The following is a 24,500-nucleotide window of genomic DNA, read 5'->3' as shown; positions in this document are numbered from 1 at the left end:
TTAAGGTGGGCATCGGAGTGAAAACACAAGTAAACGTACAAGAGCAAGCACATTTGGAATCACAGCTACTAACTGTCCTACCCGATGAAAAAGTTTCATTTAGTAAATCCGTCATTCTCGGCTTTCAACATGTATTGGCTATGGATGTCTATGTAGTGCCATTCCTTATTGCGATGTTAATCGGCTTACAGCCCAATCAGTCCAGCGCGTTAATCCAATCCACCTTTATTGCCGCAGGACTTGCAACGATTGTGCAAACCTATTTCTGTATGAAGCTGCCTATCGCTCAAGGTCCTTCTTATGTTCCACTGGGTGCGATCGTCAGTATTTATGCAGCTAGTGGTGGCGGGGAGCTCGGTTGGAGCTCCGTGTTAGGTGCCAGCTTAATCGGGGCCATCCTGGTTATTATTTTGGGTTATGCGGGGATTTTTAATAAAATCGTTAAAAACTTTATCCCGCCTATCGTAGGTGGCACAATCATTTTCATTGTAGGTCTATCTTTATTGCCTGTTGCGATCAGAGATAATATCTACGGAGCCTCCGGGGCTTCAATTAATCAAAATGTATTATTAGCCCTTATTTCAGGTGCTACACTGCTTATTTTTGTGGTTCTCGGTACTTTGTTCCGTAATAAAGGATCTGTCTTCCGAATTCTTTCCGTAATGATGGCGTTAGTAGTTGGATGTATTTCGGCTAATATTATGGGCGTTTTAGATTTCTCAGCGATAAGTAGTGCCAAGTGGTTTAGCATGCCGCGAATCGCTTTTGTTGATTTCGGCTTTTCCTTCAATTTTTCAGCTATTATCACCATGGTTATTATTTATATCGTGCTGCTGGCTGAAACAACAGGCACCTGGTTTGCGGTCAGCAATGTAATCAATAAACCTTTGACAGACAAAAATATTAACCGCGGCGTAATTGGAGAAGGAATTGGCTGTCTTATTGCTTCTGTGCTCGGTTCGACTCCTGTTACAGGTTATTCAACTAATGCAGGGATCATCTCCATTACAGGTGTTGCCAGCCGCCGGGTTTTTCTCGCTGTAGGAGGATGGTTTGTCCTCTTTGGTTGTTCCGGTAAACTCGCCGCTTTGATCTCTTCCATTCCATCCGCTGTAATCGGCGGCGTCTTCGCCATCATCTGCGGCATCATCGCAATTAATGGTGTGCAAGTAATGAAAAATGTAACCATCGGCGAAAAAGAAATGTACATTATTGCCTTACCTATGATCATCACCTTGGCGTTGGTACTCATTCCTGGTGACTACTTGAACTCTTTACCTACATTCGTGCAGTATTTATTAGGCTCACCTATCCTAGCTGCTTCATTGGCAGCAATATTATTGAATAAATTATTACCTAGTGGAAAATAGAACATAAAAAGAAGCAGCCTCTTATTGATCCTTTTTTATCCCCGCGAATAAGCCGAGCTTTGTATGCTACCTTCTGGAATTCCTTAAACAAAAGACACCCATCGAGGTGTCTTTTGTTTAAGGACATGATTATTTTTTACTTGAGTTCATCCATAAAACCGCCTTACCATATGACCTCACAATTTTAATACAAATATCCATATGTCCCTTGATTATATTTAATAAACTAGGATTCCTCCAAAATAACGGAGATTATCAACGCATTGAATTATTCCCTGAAATATATTATGATACGTTTAAACAATTAAACATTATAACGGAGGGAGTTATGAACGAATCTAATAGTAATCAGAAGGCGATTCACATTTTTGAGAATTTAAGCCCCTATTTCCAAGGCTTGGGAGATCCTATACGTCAGCAAATCATTGCATTGCTGATCGACAAAGAGAGTATGAATGTGAGCCAAATTGCAGAGCATATCCCCATGTCCCGGCCTACAGTCTCTCATCATCTGAAAATATTACGGCAAGCAGGGCTGCTTAAGGTTCAGAAGAAGGGCACGGAAATGTTCTACAGACTTGAGTTTGACGAAGCGATAGCGCTTATGAAACAACTTGTCCATTTCGTTGAAGAGGAATGCCAGTGCTAATGCCATTAACCTGACTAGCACTTGTCATTCCTATTTTTTTAAGCGATATGTTAAATAACTTAAACATATAAACATTTAAACGGAGGTTGCAGATATGCATAGGAAAAAGGTACTTATTGTAGGAGGATACGGTGCCGTCGGCAGACAAATTGCTCAAATATTACACGTTCGACATCCCGATCTCGAGATTATATTGGGAGGAAGGTCACCGCAAAAAGCAGCACCTTTTGAGTCCACACGGGTACAAACAGTCGTAGTTGATAATAATGCGGATGATCCACTGCTTTATGCAGGCGATAATGTATCGCTAATCATCAATTCCGTCAACGATCTGCAGGATCGGCTACTTATGTCTGCAGTTAGAAGAAAAATCCCACTGATCGATCTTACTCGCTGGACAGAGATATTCCAACAATCAATCACAAAGTTAGAAAAAGCAGACCTCTATGCTCCTATCGTGCTTTCTTCGGGATGGATGGCGGGAACTGCTTCGCTGTTCGCCATGCTGCACTCGGCCACACTTCAAAACGTCGCCGTTGATATTCACGCGTTGTACTCTCTACGTGACAAAGCAGGACCCGACTCCGCGGCGTACATGGATCGTATGACCATTCCATTCCATATTACAGAACGGGGGGGAAAACGTCTTGTATTTCCAATGACTGACCCCATCAAAGTCCAATTTCCAGATGGATATACAGCAAAATGCTATCGGCTTGACACCCCAGATCATGTCACCTTGCCAACAGCTGAGCATATCGACTCCGCCAGCTTCCGCATCTCCTTCGACAGCAAAGCCTCCACCTCCATCCTTGTCGGACTAGTTAACAGCGGAATATGGAAGATGATCAGCGGGGACCGATTCCGTTCGCTTAGACGAAGACTGCTCTACAATCCTGGTACTGGCAGTGCACATCATATCCTTATTCATCTAAAGGGTCTGGATCATAATGGGCACTGGGTTGAACGGACAATAGCGATTTCTGACCCGCTTGGTCAGACTCATCTTACCGCTTTGGGAGCTGCTGTCCAAGCAGAAAAGCTATTGCGGATATCAAAGGAAGAACCATGGGTCCCAGGCATTTATTATCCAGAAGATCTACCTGATGAACGGATGGACATCTCTGAAATCACCAACTTTTTTAAACAATATGGGGTTCTTATATCTCACTAATAGCACTTCACATATACCGAGCATTCTGTCTACTACAATTAAGCGCACAGACAGTAAAGAACCCGCTAATATAGCGGGTTCTTTACAATAGAGATGAGACGGAGCTAGGTAAGTTCACAAAAATATAAAATCTTTGATTCGTGCTAAACCCTGTCCCCTGCCTATTTCCACCCTTAAAGGCGTTTGACTAGACCAGGCTAAAGTCCCTGAATATATTGTTATTATTTATCCTATTCAAGGACTTTTATTAAATGGTGGGGGTGATCATTCTGGCTATCCGTTACAGCATCATAATTCCAACCTATAACCGACTTCAGCAGCTGCTACTTACACTCACTTCATTCGAGACACAGACCTATCCGAAGGATCGGTTCGAGGTGATCGTCGCAGATGACGGTTCTACAGATGGTACTAAGGAAATGGTCGAAAGCTTTCAAACTTCTTATCCGCTTATTTATGTCGCTCAGCAGGAACAACGCGGCCGTTCTGCCGTAAGAAATCTGGGGCTGAGTCAGGCAAAAGGGAAATACGTCATCTTCTGCGATGCTGATTTTCTGGTATTCCCTGAATTCATTAGGATCGTAAACCAGTATCACCGTAAATATCCTAAGTCCATAATTTCAGGTATTCCACACTCATGGGATGATGCTTATACCCACTACTACCCAGACTTTTCTCCTGAAGAAAAAGAACATTGCCGCAATACACTTTCGCCTTCTAACTTATGGAATCCTGACTTCGAATCAGTGACTGAAATTATCCCAATAATCACACCCAATGATATCCTTCAGCAGACGGAGACGTTATCAAAAGTCACCTTTGCCTCAAGAGTTCCTCCAAATACTAAAAAGCAATTTGCCAGCACAGATGTAGCCCCATGGATGTTACTCGTCACACGTTGTGTGTCCATAAGACGCAGCCAATTAACTCGGGCTGGAGGTTTTAATGAACAGTTTATCCTCTATGGACTCGAAGATTGGGATCTTGGGTATCGACTGCATCGATTAAAAATCCCTTTTCACAGCATCAAAGAAGTTGTCGGCGTTCACCAAGAACATCCAACCCACTTCAGAGGAAATCTCATAAATATTGAGAATCTAAAAATCATGTTCAAAAGCTACGGGTTCAATGACTCTTCCCTAAATCTGTTCGCCCTTGTTCCTCCAAACGAAGACCTGGAGAAATACAAACATACTATACGGGTCTTGCGCAGAGGATACCGAACGAAGTCAACACGTTCATCAGCAATATTAATGAGAAGGACGTTACGGATTGCCGCCAAACAGCTCTATGAACCCATTGATACCGCCGTATACCAAGAGTCGTTAAGACGGATAAGTGTAAAAGTAAAGAGAAGAAAAAGCCGGGTTGCCCGTGTTTTGCGAGAGATTTTGGTGAAGGCTGAAAAGCTGGGAGAATGATATCTAAAAATACATTAAACCGGGCATCAAATGATGTCCGGTTTTCACTTATTTTCTCAATTTATTGGGTAGCGGAATATGCCTAATCGACTCAATGGGATGATAGAGCAGCATCCACGGACCAGAAAAACGCATAACCCCTTTAATTCTTTGGCGATAATCCGGTTTGTAACAATGAACAGGACATTTGGCACAAGCTGTTTTCTCTTCACCAAACCTACAATAGGCTAACCTCTTCAGCGCATACTCATTTAATTCCTGACATTCCTTACAAAAGCCTTTATGATGGTGTTTTTTCTTACAATATATACGAATCATTTTGGTAACAAGCTCTTGTTCTTTTTGAATTTTAGGACCCTCATTTAACTGCCGGTTTACCTTTGTTATCATATATGAACCCCCTTGTAACTTGTACAATAAGATCTCATGTAATTATAAAGGGTAAACCAACTGTGAAACCAGCCTTAACGCTGAACCTCCTTAATTCCCTCACATACCGGGGTTGAAAGGCGATAATTGTATAAATCAAATTTTTTAAAAAAAACTTGTAACGTTTATAGCTTTTTACGGATATATAACTTGAGGAGGTGAATGGATGGAGGACAACGAGCAATTATACAGGGAATATTCAACCCAAGTATATAAATTCGTATTTAGCTTTTGTCATAATCACTTGCTGGCAGAAGAAATCACCCAAGAAACTTTTTATAGAGCTATAAAATCGATAGATAAATACGATGGGACCTGCAAAGTATACGTTTGGCTTTGTCAAATTGCTAAACATGTGTGGTATCAGGAGCTGGACAAGCAGCGCAAGCGGAAGTCTGAGGAATTAGAAGACGCTCCTTTGGCTAACGCAAATTCAACAGAATCCCAGTTCATTTTTGCTCAGGACAAAATGGATTTATTTAAACAACTTCATTTACTTGATCCAAATACCAAAGAAGTATTATATCTGCGTTTGACCGGAGAATTCAGTTTTCGGGAAATTGGCGAAATTCTTGGCAGAGATGAGACCTGGGCAAGAGTTACCTTTTACCGTGGAAAACAAAAATTAATGAAAGGAAGATCTTCATGAAATGCGAGATCATTCAGGATTTATTACCTTCCTATATTGAAAAGCTAACCTCTGTACATAGTAACGAAGAAATCGAAAAACACCTGCAATCCTGTGAAAGCTGCCTTCAATCCTATAATGAAATGACCGCCACAGCAAATCTAAGTGTGCCTATTATTGATAAAGAGGAAGTTAACAAACTCAATTATTTTAAAAAAGTGAAAAAAAAGAATATAAAAACTCTCATTTTTTCCGTCTTATCGGGACTCATACTGGCTACAGCCCTTATTGGACTTTTTGTTATCGGTTTCCCTGTATCCTCTAAAGATGTAGTCATAGATTATCAGAAGACAAAGGATCGTTTGGAAGTTCATCTAACTTTGGAAAATGGCAAGGACCTCGTGTTCTCAGGAAAAACCAAATTTATCCGCGATGAGAATAATAATGTAATCGGTTCTGAAACTAGGTATACGCCTAGAGGTTTACTTCATAATCCCTTTGATGATGTAGGCAAAAAAGTTATGTTGGGGACGGAGATTCATACTGATCTAGATTTTCCAAACAAGTTTATTCTTGAATTCAAAGATAAAACTATGACGTTTGTTAATGGTGTTTTAGTGGAGTAGACATTGCCGCTAAAATAAATAAAGACACCTTTTAAGGTGTCTTTCGCTTTACACCCCACTAAAAAAGTTAGCATTTTTTTTCGTTTTTTCGCTAAAATATAGGGTTATCGATTTACTAAAAGTATCTTATAATAAAATTACACATGGATATTTCACCTCTTTGTGAACGCGCGTTTATAGATCGGCCCATTAACCACTTAATAGGAGGAATGGTCATGCAATATGGTTATTTTGATGGAAAAAACAAGGAATACCTCATTACCAAGCCGAATACGCCTGCCCCTTGGGCGAATTACCTCGGCTCGCCGGAATACGGTGCGATCATCTCAGGTAACGCAGGCGGCTATAGCTTTGTAAAGTCTGGCGCAAATGGGCGGCATATCCGCTACCACTTCAACTCTAAGGACGAGCCCGGACGCTATATTTACGTGAGAGATTTGGAGAACGGGGATTATTGGTCCGGCTCTTGGCAGCCAGTGGGTAAAGATCTGGAGCAATATAAGTCGGTATGCCATCATGGAACCGGATACACGAACATCGTCTCGGACTACGATAACATCCATACAGAATCATTATATTATGTACCACTGAACGAAACCTATGAGGTGTGGCGCATGAAGGTGCGCAATGATGACTCCAAAGCACGCAAGCTGGCTCTCTTCGGATTTGTTGAATTAACCAACAATAACAACTATGAGCAGGATACCGTCAACCTTCAGTACACTCTGTTTATTTCACGGACCTACTATAAAAATAATATGATCCTTCAAGTCATCAATGAAAACACCCCCGAAGAACAAACCTGGAGATTCTTCGGGGCTGCAGGTGCAGAAGTTACCGCTTATGACGGTGACCGGGATACGTTCCTAGGCGATTACCGCAGTTATGGCAATCCGGCCTCTGTTGAGAACGGCCAATGCTCCAATTCATTAAACTACAATACTAACTCCTGCGGGGCCCTGCAGATTAACGTAGATTTGCAGCCGGGAGAAGAGAAAGAAATCGTATTTCTACTGGGACAGTATGATGAGAAAGGCGCTTCCGAAATTCTCAGCCATTATAAGGACTTGTCCGTGGTAGATAAAGAACTCGAAGAGTTAAAAGCATTCTGGCACAGCAAACTTAACCGCTTCCAGGTCCAGACACCAAGCGATAACCTGAACAACATGATCAACACTTGGAATGCATATCAATGCTTTATCACTTTCATCTGGTCACGTGCAGCCTCCTTCCAATACTCCGGTCTTCGTAATGGACTCGGATATCGGGATACCGTGCAGGATATTCAAGGCATCATTCATCTGGATCATGAGATGGCCCTTGAACGTCTAAGACTGATGATATCCGCCCAGGTTTCCAACGGCGGTGGACTTCCGTTGGTGAAATTTGATCACAATCCTGGGCATGAGGGCACACCGGATGATCCAGAATACGTGCGGGAAACCGGTCACCCCCATTATCGGGCTGATGACGCTTTATGGCTGTTCCCCACCGTCATTAAATACTTGAATGAAAGTGGCAACTGGGATTTCACAGATGAAATAATCCCTTATTCGGATAAAGGCGAGGGCACAGTGTACGAGCATTTGCGCCAGGCACTTCAGTTCAGTCTGGATCGTATGGGCGCACACGGCATGCCGGTTGGGCTTCATGCCGACTGGAACGATTGCCTACGGCTTGGAGCCAAGGGTGAGTCGTTGTTCGTCGCATTCCAGCTGTATATGGCATTCAAGGTATTCATGGAAATCGCACAAAATAAGAACAAGCCTGAAGATATTCAATGGGCGCAGGGCCTGCTTGATGAGCTGGACGATAACATTCAAAAACACGCTTGGGAGAACGATCAATTCGTCCGCGGATTTACCGAAGACAACTATACCATCGGCTCCTGGGAAAATGATGAAGCCAAGATCTGGCTCAATCCGCAAAGCTGGGCCGTATTAAGCGGTGCAGCCCGCCCGGATCAGGCGAAGCTCGCCATGGACAAAGTGTATGAGAATCTGCGGACCGATTACGGCACTATGTTATTCTACCCTCCGTTCCGTGAATACGGTTTGCCAGTAGCGTTGATGGCTCTTTTCAACGCCTCAACTAAGGAAAACGGCGGCATCTTCAGCCAGCCGCAGGGATGGCTCATTCTGGCGGAAACCATGATCGGCAACGGTGGGCGCGCGTTCGAATACTTCCTGAATTGCAGTCCGGCCAGCATGAACGATAAGGCTGAAATCCGTAAACTCGAGCCTTATGTACATGGCCAGTTTGTCGAGTCCAAGGACAGCCCATATCAAGGCCGGGCGCATGTCCACTGGCTGACCGGCACCGCTTCAACCGTGATGGTCTCCTTGGTGGAAGGCATTATGGGGGTTCAACCGCAATTTGATGGCCTTCGCCTCAACCCGTGTGTTCCTTCCGACTGGACAGATTTTTCCATGGTCCGGGAATTCCGTGGGAAGAAGCTGAACATCCAGGTGGAGAACAAGAAGGGTGTACAAAAAGGGGTTACCCATATCGTTATTAACGGTGAAGAAATTCAAGGCAACCTGATCCCGGTGGCCAAAATGGCGCCAGAAAACAACGTGCTCGTTATTATGGGTTAAGGCGTATTTATGAGGAATAGATAGGAGGACGGACCAATAAGGTGCGTCCTCCTGTTTTTACAATTAGAACGAGGTTTGTACACTTGCCTTCCGGATCTATGACCGCGTTTGAGCTGGATTCAAATGACGAAAAAAAGACTGCCGGGACCTTCCCGACAGCCTGAACTCATTCTCATAATTGGCAAACCAAGTTTCTTCGCCTGTAACAATCCTCTACAACCTCGGGTCGATCTCTTTCTCTTTCGTTACCTCGAATAACAGGTTTGCTGCAATTTGCTTGTAGTCCTCGTTGTCAGACGAGATCTCATCCAGCTTCACTTCTAGCATTTGTCTGCCCAGCCGGTGTTCGATTAAGGACGTCCGAAGCTTAGGAGCGATATTCTTCTGTTTCATCAGCTTGGCATACTTATGTGGAAACTTGTAGTCGTACCCGTAGATGATCGACAGGTAGCCCGGATTGCGGACCTTCATGTATGGGACTACCCCCTGCTGTTCTTGCTCCGGTTTGATTACAATTCCCTCCATATGTTTCTCTACCGTTATCTTTGCGAAATACTCCTCTGCTCTGATGTAGGCATCAGGCTCTTTCAAGTCCAAAACCAGAGATTCATCATCATTTAAGAACCTGTATAATTCGGAGGTTTTACCGTCAGGTACCCGTTCAGCACCATTCTCCAGTACTTCCTTCAGGATTGCAAAAGGTTTGTACGCTAATTCTGCATCACCCGCATACAACTCCAGTTGCTGCTTGTATACTCTGTAAGCTTCCTCACGCTGGTCAAGATCTGCATACGATTCTCTTATGTCACGGACATACTTAAAAGTCTGATAAACATGAGACCCATAGTTGTTGTTAAGCGCCTCTTTCGACATATGGTGCTGGTCTTGTTCAAACCCGCTTGCTTCAAAATCCTGTATCAGTTTACCCAGTGACTCCTCAAATCCATATTGTCTTAAGAAATCCAGCTCTGTCTCCAGCGCCTTGCTAATCGGCCGGAACTGACGCTCAATTAACCCATCCCCCAGCGCTTTCCAAGGCAGCAGCTCGCCATCCAGTAAAAGCACACGGATCCCCTGCTCAGCCATATAGGTTCCGAATCTATGCAGCAGTTGTTCGTAGATAGGCGTCAGATCGACCGCCTTAACCTTGTAGCCGTTTCGGCTAATTGCGTAACACTGCTCTATATCCCGGTAAAGGTACACACTACAGCGTGATCCCATATATTTAGGCTGCAGGACGACTTCAGATATACGACGCTCGGCAAAATAATCCAACCCTTTTCGCAGAGACTCAAGCTCACCGGCAGCCATATCCTTATCCGCAGGTGACATCGTCCCGGAGATGAAGTTGACCCGGTTCTGCGAGGAATACTGCAATCTGCGCACAGACTCGTAATCAAGCTCTAACAAGGATACGGTTTGCTGTTCCCGGAACAGGATAGGTAGCTCTTCGTGCACCGTAGTCACATGCGATTTTTGACTTTTATAGAAAGGTTTAAACGACATGCGAACAGAAGTTAGTTCATTACCCTGCGCACTCCCTGTGTCGAGGTGGAGTTTGTTTTTGATCCGAAAAGTCTGCTTGGCTGCAATATGTCCGAAGAGATGAAAGGGGTGATTACTCACAGCCTCTTGCTTTAGGAAATCAAGCTGTTCCTCAAAGGAAACCTCACGATCCAGCCGAAAGTTACGCTGATGGCGTAGTGAATTCGTATCCAGCTTACCAATGTACTTATTACGGCAAGGAGCATGAGTAACATAAAAAGAAGGACCTTGCATACCTATATAGCGGTAAAAGGGCTGAGATTGCTCCACTAAAGCCGAAAATTTACTAAAAAGCGCGGTATCCTCCTTAAGCACTTGGGTGGAATCAAAGTACGTTCTTAGCAGTTCCGGATCGGTTCCTTGAATCTCACCCTTTACGTACTTGTATACAAAGTTCTCGTGATTGCCCATAACAAATAGGAAATGCTCGCGGTTATCAAATAAGAACTCAATCGTCTCCCGTGTCTTTTTGCCCTTATCAATCCAGTCACCAGCAAGAATGACTCGTGTGTTACTGAGCTTATCTGTTGCACTTAACTTACCTTCGTGCACCCTATAGCCGTAATTACGTAATAGTCCCTGAAGCTCTTCGACGCACTCATGAACATCCCCAACCACAATATACTCTTGTGCTTGTAGAAGTACCGTAGATGCGTAAGTATCCCAATCCTGTATAATCACCCGGTAGTCCGGGTTAGGTATCCCTTCACCCTCGAGAATAAAATCTTTAGCACGCACTTTATGAATCTTGTTGTAACCTTCCCGTGACAGAACAGGCAGGACTTCTTTTCTCAGCCGGTTTAAATGATTGGAGATCAGCTTCTTCGAGCGCTCCGAGACGTAGTAATCCTCCCGTTTACGGTAATCAAACAGAATAACCTCCAGATTGTAATTATTTTGCCCGGCGATCTCACGGACTTTACTACGGTAATCTTCGGATAGCCCAATGGTATCCATCACCACAAACTCCGCATTAATTGGAAAAGAAGTGACTAACTTCAATCTCTCAAACAATAATTGAAAGGTATGCGAACTGGCCTCCAGCATAACCTGATCATACTTATCATAGTCGTAGCCCAATATCTCCTGGCGGATACTATCCGAGGATAAGTACTGCACATTCGTACGTAACCCTTTAGAAGCATCCTCTAGTTTTAACTGCGGGATCAGAACTTCTTTAGCAAAAGTTGACTTCCCGCATTCCGTTGCTCCTACAAGCAGAAATATGGTGTGTACACGTGTTTGAATTTCCATTGCCTATTCCTCCTTTCTTCGCACAATAGCGCATTGCGTCGTACGGATCTCGCCAACCCGGTCACCAACCATCAAATATTCAACCTCGACTGCTAAACCTTGAACCGTATCCAAAACCCATTGCCCGAACGCTTCCTGTCCCATTTCCCACTTGTGATCTTCATACCGGAATCCTTCCAGCTCATAGTAACGATTGAAATCAGCATTCGGTGTCGTCACAATAAGCTGTTGAAAATTCACATTACCGATTATTTGCTGAATAAGCTCTGCCGCTTCACCCTCACTCATGTGCTCTACAACTTCTGTTAGAATCACATCAACCTGCTCCCCATTGTACGACTCCAGAAAATGGTCCAGTGAGCCAAAGGTTGCAATGTTATCAATGTCCTTAGCTTTCGCTTTCCGATTCACAACCTCCAGCAACGCCTCGGCTATATCTACCGCATAATAGGTGCTCTCTATTTTTCCGGCAAACGGAATTGCATAGAAACCTTCTCCGCAGCCGATGTCCAGAATCGGCTTATTGAATGGAAGCACACTCGAAATAAAAGTACGCCGCTGCATCGCAGTACCGCCATACTCCAGCCCAATAGAATACTGGTCTGTTTGTTCGATGGAGGCTTTATATCGCTTGAACCGTTCCTTAGAGGTAAGGAAATTCCTTGCAAATAGACTTCTTATATAAAAAGGTGCATCAATGACGTTAAGGCTGCGGATATATTTATCCAAAATAGCATCCGAAATATCTATGTACTCATCCCCAAATATGGATAAGAACAAGGACAGCACACCAACAACATGTAAGAGGTGATACAAGCTTTTATGTGTGGTAATCGTCAGGGAATAGCTCTTATGTGCCTGATGCTGCAAGGAGAAGGTATATCCCTTTAAATGCTTTTGGAAAAATTCAATATAGTGTATCCGCTCAACCTGAACCATATTGATGAAAAAAGAATGCTCATATCCTTCTTCATCCCGTTCATCCTGGGCTTTGAAGGGTGTAGAGAAAAACTCATTGACCGCATTAAGCGGAAATAGAGGTGTATTAAACCGGGAGACATTTAGATACTCAAAGCTCTCGCTTCCGTTCTGCTTGTAGGATATATCGTTATCTGCGTCCTTAAAATAAACGTTATAAGTTGCCTCATCAGAATACCATCCATACGCCACTCCCTGACGAACCGGACGAAGCTGCATACCTGTCACTGGATTTTTTTTAATTAAAAAAGTGAATTTTGGATTCGTAGATTTCAGTTGTACAATAGCCACTACCATCTTCCTCCTATCAATCTTTCTATAGGGCCCGTCCCCATACTTCCTGTAAAGCTTCTCGAAATAGAGCATCCAGCTGATGATCTCTGTTGTTCTCCTTAGCATTCAAGGACGCCGCCACCTTATCCAACACTTGGAACTGTTCTTCTAAATAATCGTTAATCGCGGTTAGCTGCGGCTCGTAGTCTAGTTCCTCACCGGATTTTTTTCGTGCCAGCAATTGCTGAATCACCTGCCACAGCTCTTCATCCTGCGGAATAAGCCGCTCTACCAGTACATCGAACTCCATCGGCGGCATCTCTCCATATCGGTGAGTCCATTCACAGGCTAGAACGGGACGAAGTACATAAAAGTACTTTTTGATCTTGACCTGTTCGCCTTGCAAATAATCACGGTAGTTCCCTCTTGCCATGTTTAAGTAATGGTACATACAAGACTTCGGTGAAAATGTGTACGGGGAAATGCTTCTAAGCTTCTCTGCTGTACTGTACTTTTCTGCATATTGAATGGGTGATTGCAGCCACTCCAGCAGCGGTGGATTAGACTTCCGAAATAAATTCAGTGCTTTCCGCAAATCCCAGCCATTGATATCAAGCATATTGTTAATAGGACGCTCGATCACATCCCGCTTATCAAAAATAGATAGATACCATTCCGGTTTATGCAGATAAATAAATCTCACATCATAATCACTGTCCTGCGATGGGAATCCCCACGCCCGGCTGCCTGATTCGCAGGCATACAATATTGTAACTTGCTCCTCCTGTTCAATCTGTTCCAGCTGCTCACGGATAAGCTTGTTTATAGGATCCATCTTCATCCCTCCAGATCGGTTACTTCCCTATTCTCTACCCTTGTTACTATTCGAACGCCTCATCAGAATTGCTTCGGCTTCATGGATCTATCTTCGCTCATCTTCCCTGTAACGAACAGGGCGGAAGTATGGCGGCGGCCAAAAACACTTCCATTTTATTCAACTCTGGTGCTTAATATAATGAGTACTACTATTTTTAATGGATTCGCTACAGGCTGGAGGGATACAAATGGCCCGGGAAAGTTTTGATAAGGAGATTCAATTTCTTCGCATGCTCTCTTTAGCGGGGGGAGCTTACAGCAGACAACAATTCGCCGATCGTCTCGGCATTTCTGTACATACCTATGACAAAACGCTGCGCAACCTGAAGGGCATGGTAACCGTCTTACAACAGGACCTGCCTACAGAACAAGGAACAGAACTCTCTGAGTGGCTCCGCTATAACTACTATGAATCTGCCGACCCGCTGCTCCTGTTCTTGTTCCGGGCGAAGTCGCTTAAGGAAACGGAGAGCATCCGGCTTACTCTATTATTAACTGCGCTTCAGACTCAGGAGCTAACAGCTAAAGATCTACAGGATGTCTGCAGTGAGCAAATGCCAACCCATTATCCAATGCCCGATGAGAAGACCATCCGTGGAGATCTGAAATACCTTGAGGAAGTTGGCGTTATTCTTCGTGTAAACGAAGGCCGCCCTTATCGATACAAGGCTGCTAACGATCTGATTGATCAATTATCCGGCGATCAGCTCTTGGATCTTTACGACTATGTTGATGTCATCGCCAACACGCAAACTCCGTCTGTGCAAGGTTACCTGCTGCGCGACACCTTAAAAAAGGTTCTGCGGAAGCGGGGTTATACCCTCGAAGCTACGGAAACCCATAGATACAAATATAATTATCATTCACGTATTCTTGATGAGGCACACCTATATACGATATTTGCAGCGATTCAGCAACGAAAAAAAATTAAGTTTCTATATCTATCCCCTAAAAAGGGCAAAAACTACGCCTCTCAGAATACCAATCCTCTCTTTGAGCGGGAAACAAGGGGCGTCACAGAAACTGTTCTTCCGCTCCGCGTCATCTATGACCATCAATATGGGCGCTGGTATTTAATCGGACATAATTCACGTATGGGCATCATGAAATTCCGAATGGAGGGCCTTACTCAAATTGAGGAGGGCGACACCGTGGAAGAAGCAGAGTTTGCTCTGAAACTCAGCAATCTGGAAGAACAGATGACAAACAGCTGGGTTATAGATACCACCCGTGCGATTAAAGTGGTGGCAAGATTTTATAACCCCAATCGCTCGGGTGTTAATTTTATTCGGGAGCGGGTTGAAGCGCAGGGACAGTGGGGAGAAATTACGGAAGAGTCCGATTCTACATTCCTTTATGAGATCACAGTGAATGGTATTTATGAAATTAAGCCGTGGTTACGAAGCTTTGGTTCAAGCTGCGAGGTATTAGAACCCCCTTGGCTGCGTAAGCAATTTATCGCGGAGTGGAAGGAGATTCACAGCTATTATGAATCCATTTGAGAAAATATTTAACTTCCAAATCATTTCACGCCTCGACGAAGTGGGTTCATTAGCGCTGACCTCCCAGGAACGTTCCTGGCTGAAAACCATGTTAATGCACCCGGCCTCAGAAGCAGCTTTTACACTGGATACCTTAAGTAATTTGAACGCCATATTGGAGGCAGAAGCGTCCACAGAAGTGCGGCAAATTATTATGGAGAAAGCTAAAAGCAAAGAGCGGCAGGTCTATCATCCAATGCTTCGTACACTCCGCCGTATAATCATGCAGAATCAAGCGATCCTTATTACTTTCCATATTAAGCATGGAGGCCAACGAACTGACCAAACCGGGTTCCCTCATAAGCTGGAATACAACATGTATAAGCGGGAGTGGTATCTGCAATGGTACAGCACCCGGCAACGTTCTCTTATGTCCACTAAACTAAAAAACATTATTTCTGTTGAAGTAGCTCCCTTCCCTGCCAAACGGATTAATGATTTAAAAGCAAGGATAATACGATTATTAGAGGATCAGAAGGAATGTGCATGTATTCAAGTCATCCCCACCTTTAATGCTGAGCTATCACGAATTCTGTACGCCTTTTCCTGTTTTGATAAATCCGTGTCCTTTGATGAAAATTCGGGTATCTATCGAATCAAAGTCATCTACATGAGAGACGATAGCGAATTCCTATTGTCCAAAATCCGTTTTCTTGGCCTCCGCGTAAAAATCGTCGAGGGTGAGCATCTTAAGCGGCGCATGCTGAAATCCGCAGCTATGGCGATTGACCGGTATGGGGAATAACCGAGAATTAGTATAAGCTGGTCAACTATCCTGAAGCGCTGAAACGTGCTTATATAGTAAAGTAAAAGACACGGTTAAGATGTCTTTTACTTTACTTACAGCAGCTTTCTTAAAAACTGAGAGTTAGTGAGGGGATTAGAAGTGGGAAAGAGAGTTATAGTAAAAATATCAGAATTGACCAAAAAACATAAGATTTCCCTACGAGAATTGTCCAGAATATCCGATGTCCGACATGCCGCATTAAGTGAGTTAGCTAATGGAAAAAGGGAGAATATTAACTTTAGTCATATAGGCAAAATTGCAGAAGCTTTAAATATTGAGGATATTCGTGAGATTATTGATTTGGTTGATGATAAAGATTAATCAAATCAACACAAAATTAATAGTTTTTGAATCGACAATAACTCAAGTAATAAGATCATAAGAAAAAGCAAAGAAAAGCGACCCCTACAGGTCGCTTTTCTGCGTTTCTGATACTCCATATTAAAGTAGAGGCAGCCATTCCCCTATTCCAGCTTCATATAGTACAGATTCGCCGTACTATCTTTTGTAATGGTATGTGCACCTGCGGCAAGAGAGACAGTGGCAATGCCATTGGTTGTAGGATAACTTGTTCCATCCACTTTGATTTTCGTTCCCTCTGTGTTGAACACTAGGGTTAGCGTTGAAGCTTTAGCAGCAGTGAATTGAATGCTGGTAACACTCTCGATTTTTAGACATTGGGTTAGGGTTAAACCCTGATAGGCCACAGTTCCCTTACTTGTTGAGAGATTGCCTTGAATATTGAAGAAGCTGCTTGTTGTTCCATCCGTAGTAAAGTTGTGAACGTTTGCTCCCGCTGTCGGCACTGGCGTTGTCGTCGGTGCTGGAGTCGCTGTTGGAGCTGGGGTCGCTGTTGGCACAGGAGTTACTGTTGGCGTAGGTGTTACTGATGGAGTCGGAGTCGGGTTCGTTGGGTTTGAATTCCCCCCTACAGAGACAAGTCCCGTTGTGTAGCTTCTGATTGCAGACATCAGCGCTGTATTCAACGCATACGAAACGTCATCCACTGAATCATTAAATTCCCATGTGAAGTCTCCGCCATTCAGACGTCCGGCTTTTGCCATAACAATCTGTTCAACATTGCTTACGTTATCAATATTAGATACGTTCACTCCTGTATTTACGCTCGTGTCGAAGTTGTTATAGGCTGTTCCGCCTTTTAATGCTTTGTATGAGCTTGGGACGGTTTCATTTCTTGACGAAGCTAAGTAAGCATCAAATGAGGTAACATTAGCAGGAGCTGTCCCTGTGTTTGAATTCGCATAGATGAGACTTGAAGCCTCTACAATAAGATTGTTATAGGCTTTAATCACACCTCCATTTTCGCCTGAGAATGTGCCCTCCCCTAAAGCATCTGTACCTTGTAAGGAGATCATCATTGGAAACTTAGCATGTCTAAAATAATTAGATTCTACAAAAGCTGAAGCACCTGTAGTAACACCCACACCGTATTTGGAGATACCATCGAAAAAGTTGTTATAGATATGGACGGATGCCACTCTAATCCGCGGATGACGGGAGTCCGAATGGTCAAACCAGTTGTGGTGGAAGGTAACAAAAAATTCAGCCGGCTCACTCAAACCAACTAGCGAAGATTTTCCGGAATCCCAGTAATGGTTGTAAGAGATTGTAATATAGTTGGATCCATTTTTAAGGTCTGTGGAACCGTCGCCCTTGGCTTGGTCTGCATCGCCTCCAGCAGCTCCATAAAAAATATCATTATTATGCACCCAGACATTCATATTGCCAGAATCCATTGAAATGCCATCGTCGGGGAATAACATTACACCCAGGTTTCTTACTTCCACATTACCTACATATCTTAGAAGCATTCCCCAACCGTATGCGTAAGCATCATTTCCGATACCTTCAATAGTAATATTCATTTCCGAATAATTGTTTTTACCTTTGACTTCAAGATACCCACTGCTGTTAAGCTGTCCACTCAGATCAGCAGCTGTAACTTTCCCGATAATTCGGATCGCAAGTGGAGTGGTATCATAGCCTTTTTGTCTCAGTGCCAAAATTCCGCCCAGGCCAACCCCTGTTTGTACAGCGCCGGAGCTGTTGATTTTTACACCAAGCGTTACGGTTTGCGCATTCTGAGATGTTATATACAGCACTTGAGCACCATTCTTGAGGGTTCCATTCTCATTATAAGCCCCTGATCCTGTACCATATTGCGAACTAGTCGAAAAAGCAAACCCAGAACGGTCATATGACGTTACGGATAGCGGATTTGAAACCGCACTTACCGTCCCACCCCCTGACAACGTAGCTTCAACTTTCATCACATAATTTCCGGCTGCAAGCCCTACAGCATCCGCTCTCCAGTAGGAAGGATATTTGCGGATTAACTCATTATTAATTTGTTGATACCCAGAATCCGCTGCACTTGCCAATTTAACATAAACGTTATACCCTGTCGCATTGCTTACAGGTGACCATTCCACATATGCCGTTTCATTCCAGCCTCCACTGCCTGTTACCGCAAGACCAGCAGCATGCACCACCGTATTTGTCCATCCACCTACTATTAAAGAAAGAGCAAGAGAAAACAACACAACAATACTGGTTACCTTTGCAACTCTTTTTTTCATTTTATTTCCTCCCGATTTTAATTTGTTGCAGATATACTTGTAACCGCTTGCAAAAAAATGAAGTTTCTCTTTTCACCTCCTAAATATTTAGAAAGAGATCCTGCATCTAGCCCCTGTCCCCCTTCGAAAATAATACAAATTCTGGAACCAGAACACGTTCAACATATCAAAACTAAAAAAGGTTCCGAAACAATCATTTACTCATATCTCCCATATCTAACCGTGTTCTGAGCTAATGATTATAGGACAGCGAATGGATTGTGATCATACAACACGAATAGCCACACAGTAGCCAGCACATAATAAAATTCACAACCATTAGGTAATCAAGGAGGAATTTTCAATTGAGCGCAAATAAACCAGACAAGAATCTGATCAACACCGTAAAAGATTTGGAAGCCACGCCCGTAAACAGCCTGGAAGCCCAACAGCAACAACAAGCCCGTAATGATCGCCGCAAGCAATCTCAGCATGACAGCGACGGAAAATTCACGGAAAATGAAACCGGGAACTTTCATTAAAGTCGGGGATAATGTTGGCATCTTCTTTTCAAGCTGCAATAACGTAAAAAGACACCCTTCAAGGTGTCTTTTCTTTTACTACCTATGGAGCCGCATCATAATGTATTTTCCTCTGATCAATACGTATCAACTGCTCATCCTGTAATCCAAGCAATGATTTTGTCACGGTCTCACGCGCCGTTCCTGTCATATCCGCCAGGTGTTGATGCGTTAAATTTCAAATCGATTAGAACACCTTTATCAGAGGGCACTCCGTGCTGTTCTGTTAGACGCAACAACACGTGAGCAACTCCAGATAGAACCAGATAGTGCTCCTCTCCCTCTTCACCCTCAAAAAAGATGGACTCTCCTTTTATATAAGTACGCTCGCCACATACCTTAGCAATTTCAGCTAATTATTCATCATCAAGATGTTCAAAGAACGGAAAATCCCGTAACAGTTGGGTTTGTGATTGAGTATGTTTCACAAATTTTCCAAATGCACCATCGTAAAATGGAAGGTTTTGGTTGCTGAGAACAAGAATAAAGTTAAGATTCTAAAATTCAAGAAGTGAGTTGATGAACATGAGTGATAAGATGGTGGCTGTTTTAAGAAGACAGTTTGATCCAACCGTAGAAATGTTGAAGAATCTTATCGAAGTATGTCCTGATCATTTTTGGAAGAATGCCAAGCATAAATACTGGAAGCATATATTCCACGCTACAACCAGCATGAAATTTTGGTTTAGGCAGCAGAAGGATGAAGAATTCACGATACCTGACTTCGGTAAAGATATAACAGAAGACTTAGATAAGGAGTGCTCTGACTACCCTACTAAGGAGGAAATGACGACGTACCTAGAGGAGATATTGAGTGTGGCTCGTAATTTTTTTGCTGAACTTACTGACGGCAGATTATTGGAACCATGTGTACTATACGAAGAAATAACTAAAACTGATGTTATCCTCATGCAGATAAGGCATGTTCAACATCATATAGGTTATTGCAACAGCATATTGAATTCGAATCACCTACAAACAGCAAAGTGGCTATGATAAAATGAGTGACCGAAATCAGCTTCTTTACCCGAGGAGTGTTATTTAATATGGTTTATGAATTTGATAGTGAGATAAGGCTGCTGGAAGGTAAAATGAAATGGAAAGTAGTCTATTTCCCCTATTCAGTAAGGGAGATATTCAATACTAATGGTAAAGTACCTATTCAAATCTCTGTTGACGGGCACGAATTTGACCATACTTTATTGCCGTCAAAGAATGGGCATTATTTTGTTTATAACGAATTTATTCGAAGAGCAGTACAAAAAGAGCTCGGTGATACATTACATATAATACTTAAGAAATGTGAGGAAAATCGTAAACTGATTGTACCTGATTACATTACTACAAACCTTGAAGAGTACCACATGCTGAATACATTTCTAAACCAGCCTGATTACATTAAACGAGAGCAGATTAATTATATTGAGCTTGCTAAAAAGGAAGATACAAAAAATAGACGAATACTAACTCTAATCGATAAACTTAAGGATTAATAAAGGGACGACAATAAAGTTGAGGTAAAATAAAGACATCAGAGTTAAGCAACGAATAAAATGAGCACAAAACTTTAAAAAATCACAAAAAAAGCGATGAGAAACAATCCTCATCGCTTTCACATTACTAAAACCAGACTTGTTACAGCAAACCTCTGCCATAGTAATAGGTGATCATTTAAGAGTCAGCAACCCTCTGCCCCCTTACGTGGTGCTGGCACGTCGATTAGCAAGCGCCATAGCAGCGGCGTAGCCGGAGCTCCAAGCCCATTGCAGGTTATAGCCGCCGCAATCTCCATCCACATCCATCACTTCACCTGCCAAATACAGCCCAGGGACTAACTTAGATTCTAACGTTCCTTCGATTAGCTCCGTCGTATCGATGCCACCGGCTGTTGTTTGTGCATTCGTGAAGCTATTGGTATCGGTCACTTTAAATTCCCAATGCTTCAAGATTCGATAAAATATTTTCTTGGTTTTCCATGACAAATCCATACAAAGCAAGTGCGGCTGTTGATCAATTCCAGCCTCCTTCAGCAGAACTGGAATCAGTTTCTTGCTGACGATGCCCACAAAAGAATCGGCAACCGTCCGGTGTCCGAAGATCCCCCAGTGGATCTCCAGAAAATCAATTAATTCTTCCTCCGTGCGCTCCGGCATTAAATCAACCGACAATGTCACCGATTCTCCTATTCCGAGATTATACGCAGCCTTTCTGCTGAGCTGAAGTATGGGCGGGCCCGAGATACCATAGTCCGTAAAAAGAATCTCACCAGACTCAGTGCGGATGACTTCATTGTTTACGATAACATGGGCCTCTCCCTCAAATTTGATGCCCGATAGTTCCTTCAAATACGGATAATCCAGCTTCAATTGTACAATGCCTGGCACCGGGTTGATCAGGGTGTGCCCCAGACGTTGGACAAGCGTATAACCGGAGCCGTCCGTTCCCGTTTTGGGAGCGGTAAGGCCGCCTGCACATAGAAAAAGATAGTCGCTGGTATACACAACCTGTTCCTCTGTCTCCGTCTGGCAGGTTATCGCGAACCGCGGATGTCCCGCCGAAACGGTAACATCCAACACTTTATGTTTATAATATACGGGAACATTCCGATCCTCCAGCGCCAGCTTAAATACACCCGGCACCGAAGCCGCCTGCAGCGACATCGGATACATCCGGCCATTCTCCAAGCTTACAAAAGGAAGCCCGAGTGAGGAGAAAAATTCGATCGTTTGGCGGACACCGAATTGCCGCAATACATGTATTGGGAATCCTTCCTGATTACTGTGATACTTGCGTGATAAAGCGGCCGCTTCATCCGTACCGGTGGCGGTGGATTGGTTCGTAATGTTGCAACGCCCGTTACCCGTCGTTATTATTTTCTTCCCAAGCCGGTCATTGCTTTCAATAATTGCTGTATTAATACCTTGATCCCTCGCTGTAACTGCAGCCATTAGACCTGCAGCACCCCCACCGATAATGAACAGCTCGTGGTGCTTAGAAGTCTGATCCTTATACATGTTAATTGATGCATCCCTTTTCCTAATAAATTTATTGAATTGACTTAGCTAGCGCCATGGCGGCCACATATCCGGAACTCCAGGCCCATTGCAGGTTATAGCCGCCGAAATCTCCGTCGACATCCATCACTTCGCCAGCCAAATACAGCCCAGGCACCAGCTTGGATTCCAGCGTTCCTTCGATGAGTTCCGACGTATCAATGCCGCCGGCTGTCACTTGCGCATTCGTAAAGCCATTGGTATCCGTCACTTTAAATTCCCAACGCTTCAAGATTCGATAAAATTTCCCCTTGGTTTTCATCGATAGATCCTGGCAAAGCAGCTCTGGCTGTTGATCTAAGCCAGTCTCTTTTAGTAGGACAGAAACAAGCTTCTTATTGAAGATGCCAACAAGGCAATCCGCCACAGTCCGGTGTCCAAAGGTCTCCCAGAGCCTTTCTAAAAACTCAACTAACTCTTCCTCCGTGCGGCCCGGCATCAGATCAACCGACAATGTTACCTGTTCTCCTCTTGCAAGATGATACGCAGCCTTTCTGCTTAGCTGAAGAATTGGCGGGCCGGTAATACCATAATCCGTGAAGGCAATTTCACCCTGTTCACTGCAGATGACTTTACCGTTCACAATGATATGGGCTTGTCCCTGAGATTTGATAGTGGACAGTGCCCTCATATTCGGATATTGCAGCTTCAATTGCACAATGGCCGGCAAAGGCTCAATCAGGGTGTGCCCCAGACGTTCGGCAAGTGTATACCCAGGAGGTTCTTTTCCCGCATTTGGACCGGCAAGGCCACCCGCAGATAGAAGTAGATAGTCGCTAGTATAAACAACCTCCTCCTCTGTCTCCGTTTGGCATTTTATCTTGAAGCGCGGATGATTCTTCGAAACAGTAACATCCAACACTTTGTTATTGAGGTATACCGGAACATTCCGATCCTCCAGCGCAAGCTGGAAAATATCCAGCACCGCTGCTGCCTGCAGCGACATTGGATACATCAAGCCCTCCTTCAATCTTGTAAGTGGAAGCCCGAGAAAGGAGAAAAAATCTATAGTCTGACGGATGCCAAATTGCTGCAATACCGCAAGTGGAAATCCGGCCTGATTACTGTGATACTTGTGCGATAAAGCAATTGCTTCATCCGTACCCGTCGCAGTGGATTCATTCGTAATGTTACAGCGGCCATCACCTGTCATTAATATCTTCTTTCCAATCCGGTCGTTACCCTCCAGAATGGCAGTATCGATACCCATATCACGCGCAGTAACGGCGGCCATTAGTCCGGCAGCACCTGCGCCGATAATAAACAGCTTGTGGTGCATAGAAGTCTGATTCTCATACATGGTTGGTCAATGCATCCTTTATCCAATTTTTCTAAAACACAGAGTCACTTTATTAAATTATAGCATAAGTATACTGGTTTTCATTTATATCTCCCTATTAACTCTTCCTATCCTAGGTTTGCCTTTTTTATCCCTATATAGAACCTTAAATTTTCCTTCACACCTTCTTCACTGCAATCTTTAATTCCACATACGAAAGATACTGGATCTAGCAAGATACTCATTTTTTTGAACCGCCACGCATAGTCCAGATCATATTCTGAAAATATGAAAAAAGACACCTTTCATGGTGTCTTCAATAGTACTCCATATGGAGCCGAGCCATGGCTGTACAAATCCACAATTCGCCGCCGTGTGATGATTCGGATGTTCGGCGAGGTAGCATAGTTTAAGATCATTCCTTGGTCAGCGTATCGATGCGCGTGTGGCATTGCCCAGCGGATCAAATACGCCATTCTTCTTCCCATTGATAATACTAGCTTCTGCTTCATCTTTAATTAGATTCACTGCATAAGAGCTTGCGGTAGACATATCCGTAACTTTGCCTTTGGAAGCATCTTTATTACACTGATTTAGCCATTCAAGGAAAACAAACTCTCCTATAAAGAAAGGCGATCCTTGAGTAGCATAAAAAAGAGTTGCAACGACAACAAGACCTAGACGAAGCGTTCGAAGCGGTTAATTACAAACTTCGCAAGTACGATCAAATCTAGAAGGGGCAAATAACGGCTGAGCAGGAGTTTGTAATGGGTGATCACGAGGTAATGCATGACGAGTTCCTCTAAATATACACAAAAAAGAACCTTCAACCACTTAGCTTGTGGTTGAAGGTTCTTGCT

General features: G+C 43.6%; 21 protein-coding genes. 13 read left to right on the top strand and 8 right to left on the bottom strand.

Annotation, left to right across the window (positions count from 1 at the left end; translation table 11 throughout):
* Positions 1 to 17 precede the first annotated feature (17 nt).
* The 4 genes from MHI25_RS01115 to MHI25_RS01100 all read left to right on the top strand — a co-directional run bounded on the left by MHI25_RS01115 (position 18) and on the right by MHI25_RS01100 (position 4,614).
* Complete coding sequence (locus tag MHI25_RS01115) at positions 18 to 1,370, top strand: solute carrier family 23 protein (RefSeq protein ID WP_076126923.1); 1,353 nt, start codon at positions 18 to 20, stop codon at positions 1,368 to 1,370.
* Positions 1,371 to 1,698: 328 nt separating this feature from the next.
* Complete coding sequence (locus tag MHI25_RS01110; RefSeq protein WP_076126921.1) at positions 1,699 to 2,019, top strand: metalloregulator ArsR/SmtB family transcription factor; 321 nt, start codon at positions 1,699 to 1,701, stop codon at positions 2,017 to 2,019.
* A 94-nt stretch (positions 2,020 to 2,113) separates the two neighbouring features.
* Entirely contained in the window at positions 2,114 to 3,193 is a 1,080-nt protein-coding gene (locus MHI25_RS01105) for a saccharopine dehydrogenase (protein ID WP_340394820.1), read from the top strand.
* A gap of 269 nt (positions 3,194 to 3,462) precedes the next feature.
* A complete protein-coding gene (locus MHI25_RS01100; RefSeq protein WP_076187066.1) occupies positions 3,463 to 4,614 on the top strand; it encodes a glycosyltransferase in 1,152 nt (383 codons plus the stop codon).
* A 48-nt stretch (positions 4,615 to 4,662) separates the two neighbouring features.
* Here the strand turns inward: MHI25_RS01100 and MHI25_RS01095 are convergent, their stop codons facing one another.
* Positions 4,663 to 5,004: a nitrous oxide-stimulated promoter family protein gene (locus tag MHI25_RS01095; RefSeq protein ID WP_340394819.1), complete on the bottom strand. Its 342-nt coding sequence runs from the start codon at positions 5,002 to 5,004 to the stop codon at positions 4,663 to 4,665.
* 205 nt (positions 5,005 to 5,209) lie between these two features.
* On the opposite strand from MHI25_RS01095, the gene MHI25_RS01090 reads away from it, so the two are divergent.
* The 3 genes from MHI25_RS01090 to MHI25_RS01080 all read left to right on the top strand — a co-directional run bounded on the left by MHI25_RS01090 (position 5,210) and on the right by MHI25_RS01080 (position 8,894).
* Positions 5,210 to 5,692, top strand: coding sequence for a sigma-70 family RNA polymerase sigma factor (locus MHI25_RS01090; RefSeq protein WP_076187044.1), 483 nt, complete (start codon positions 5,210 to 5,212; stop codon positions 5,690 to 5,692).
* The gene (locus tag MHI25_RS01085; RefSeq protein ID WP_076279932.1) at positions 5,689 to 6,297 is read left to right on the top strand and encodes a zf-HC2 domain-containing protein; all 609 of its coding nucleotides are present in this window, start codon (positions 5,689 to 5,691) and stop codon (positions 6,295 to 6,297) included. The genes MHI25_RS01090 and MHI25_RS01085 overlap by 4 nt, the downstream gene beginning before the upstream one ends.
* 215 nt (positions 6,298 to 6,512) lie before the next feature.
* Positions 6,513 to 8,894: a N,N'-diacetylchitobiose phosphorylase gene (locus MHI25_RS01080; protein ID WP_326046966.1), complete on the top strand. Its 2,382-nt coding sequence runs from the start codon at positions 6,513 to 6,515 to the stop codon at positions 8,892 to 8,894.
* Between the two features lie 213 nt (positions 8,895 to 9,107).
* Here the strand turns inward: MHI25_RS01080 and MHI25_RS01075 are convergent, their stop codons facing one another.
* The 3 genes from MHI25_RS01075 to MHI25_RS01065 are packed head-to-tail and all read right to left on the bottom strand — an operon-like array spanning position 9,108 to position 13,779.
* Complete coding sequence (locus tag MHI25_RS01075; protein WP_076279930.1) at positions 9,108 to 11,693, bottom strand: metallophosphoesterase; 2,586 nt, start codon at positions 11,691 to 11,693, stop codon at positions 9,108 to 9,110.
* A gap of 3 nt (positions 11,694 to 11,696) precedes the next feature.
* Positions 11,697 to 12,962, bottom strand: a complete 1,266-nt coding sequence (locus MHI25_RS01070; protein WP_340394818.1) for a class I SAM-dependent methyltransferase — start codon at positions 12,960 to 12,962, stop codon at positions 11,697 to 11,699.
* A 25-nt stretch (positions 12,963 to 12,987) separates the two neighbouring features.
* Positions 12,988 to 13,779 (bottom strand): nucleotidyltransferase domain-containing protein, encoded by a 792-nt coding sequence (locus MHI25_RS01065; protein WP_076126909.1) that lies wholly within the window; start codon positions 13,777 to 13,779, stop codon positions 12,988 to 12,990.
* Positions 13,780 to 14,008: 229 nt separating this feature from the next.
* Between MHI25_RS01065 and MHI25_RS01060 the strand changes: the two genes are divergently transcribed.
* The 3 genes from MHI25_RS01060 to MHI25_RS01050 all read left to right on the top strand — a co-directional run bounded on the left by MHI25_RS01060 (position 14,009) and on the right by MHI25_RS01050 (position 16,469).
* Entirely contained in the window at positions 14,009 to 15,322 is a 1,314-nt protein-coding gene (locus MHI25_RS01060; protein WP_340394817.1) for a WYL domain-containing protein, read from the top strand.
* Positions 15,309 to 16,106 carry a WYL domain-containing protein gene (locus tag MHI25_RS01055; protein WP_339245722.1) on the top strand — a complete coding sequence of 266 codons (798 nt, stop codon included), beginning with the start codon at positions 15,309 to 15,311 and terminating at the stop codon, positions 16,104 to 16,106. Before MHI25_RS01060 ends, MHI25_RS01055 begins: the two co-directional genes overlap by 14 nt.
* 141 nt (positions 16,107 to 16,247) lie before the next feature.
* Positions 16,248 to 16,469: a helix-turn-helix transcriptional regulator gene (locus MHI25_RS01050; protein WP_076126905.1), complete on the top strand. Its 222-nt coding sequence runs from the start codon at positions 16,248 to 16,250 to the stop codon at positions 16,467 to 16,469.
* 143 nt (positions 16,470 to 16,612) lie between these two features.
* Here the strand turns inward: MHI25_RS01050 and MHI25_RS01045 are convergent, their stop codons facing one another.
* Positions 16,613 to 18,748: a pectate lyase gene (locus MHI25_RS01045; protein ID WP_339245719.1), complete on the bottom strand. Its 2,136-nt coding sequence runs from the start codon at positions 18,746 to 18,748 to the stop codon at positions 16,613 to 16,615.
* Between the two features lie 344 nt (positions 18,749 to 19,092).
* Between MHI25_RS01045 and MHI25_RS01040 the strand changes: the two genes are divergently transcribed.
* The 3 genes from MHI25_RS01040 (at position 19,093) to MHI25_RS01030 (ending at position 20,801) form a co-directional block, all read left to right on the top strand.
* A complete protein-coding gene (locus MHI25_RS01040; RefSeq protein ID WP_169744731.1) occupies positions 19,093 to 19,269 on the top strand; it encodes a hypothetical protein in 177 nt (58 codons plus the stop codon).
* Positions 19,270 to 19,833: 564 nt separating this feature from the next.
* Positions 19,834 to 20,304 carry a DinB family protein gene (locus MHI25_RS01035; RefSeq protein ID WP_340394816.1) on the top strand — a complete coding sequence of 157 codons (471 nt, stop codon included), beginning with the start codon at positions 19,834 to 19,836 and terminating at the stop codon, positions 20,302 to 20,304.
* A gap of 50 nt (positions 20,305 to 20,354) precedes the next feature.
* Positions 20,355 to 20,801 (top strand): YdeI/OmpD-associated family protein, encoded by a 447-nt coding sequence (locus MHI25_RS01030; RefSeq protein WP_076279925.1) that lies wholly within the window; start codon positions 20,355 to 20,357, stop codon positions 20,799 to 20,801.
* Positions 20,802 to 21,005: 204 nt separating this feature from the next.
* On the opposite strand, the gene MHI25_RS01025 is transcribed toward MHI25_RS01030, so the two are convergent.
* The 3 genes from MHI25_RS01025 to MHI25_RS01015 all read right to left on the bottom strand — a co-directional run bounded on the left by MHI25_RS01025 (position 21,006) and on the right by MHI25_RS01015 (position 24,192).
* On the bottom strand, positions 21,006 to 22,322 hold the full coding sequence (locus MHI25_RS01025; RefSeq protein WP_340394815.1) for an NAD(P)/FAD-dependent oxidoreductase: 1,317 nt from the start codon (positions 22,320 to 22,322) through the stop codon (positions 21,006 to 21,008).
* Positions 22,323 to 22,353: 31 nt separating this feature from the next.
* Positions 22,354 to 23,661, bottom strand: coding sequence for an aminoacetone oxidase family FAD-binding enzyme (locus tag MHI25_RS01020; RefSeq protein WP_081382950.1), 1,308 nt, complete (start codon positions 23,659 to 23,661; stop codon positions 22,354 to 22,356).
* Between the two features lie 405 nt (positions 23,662 to 24,066).
* Positions 24,067 to 24,192, bottom strand: a complete 126-nt coding sequence (locus MHI25_RS01015) for a hypothetical protein (protein WP_256716106.1) — start codon at positions 24,190 to 24,192, stop codon at positions 24,067 to 24,069.
* Positions 24,193 to 24,500: the final 308 nt, after the last annotated feature.

Origin of the sequence: Paenibacillus sp. FSL E2-0177 (genome assembly GCF_037992975.1) — a bacterium.
Classification (GTDB): Bacteria; Bacillota; Bacilli; order Paenibacillales; family Paenibacillaceae; genus Paenibacillus_AQ; species Paenibacillus_AQ odorifer.
Note: the sequence above shows the minus strand (reverse complement) of the source record. Positions and strands in the feature narration are given on the sequence as shown.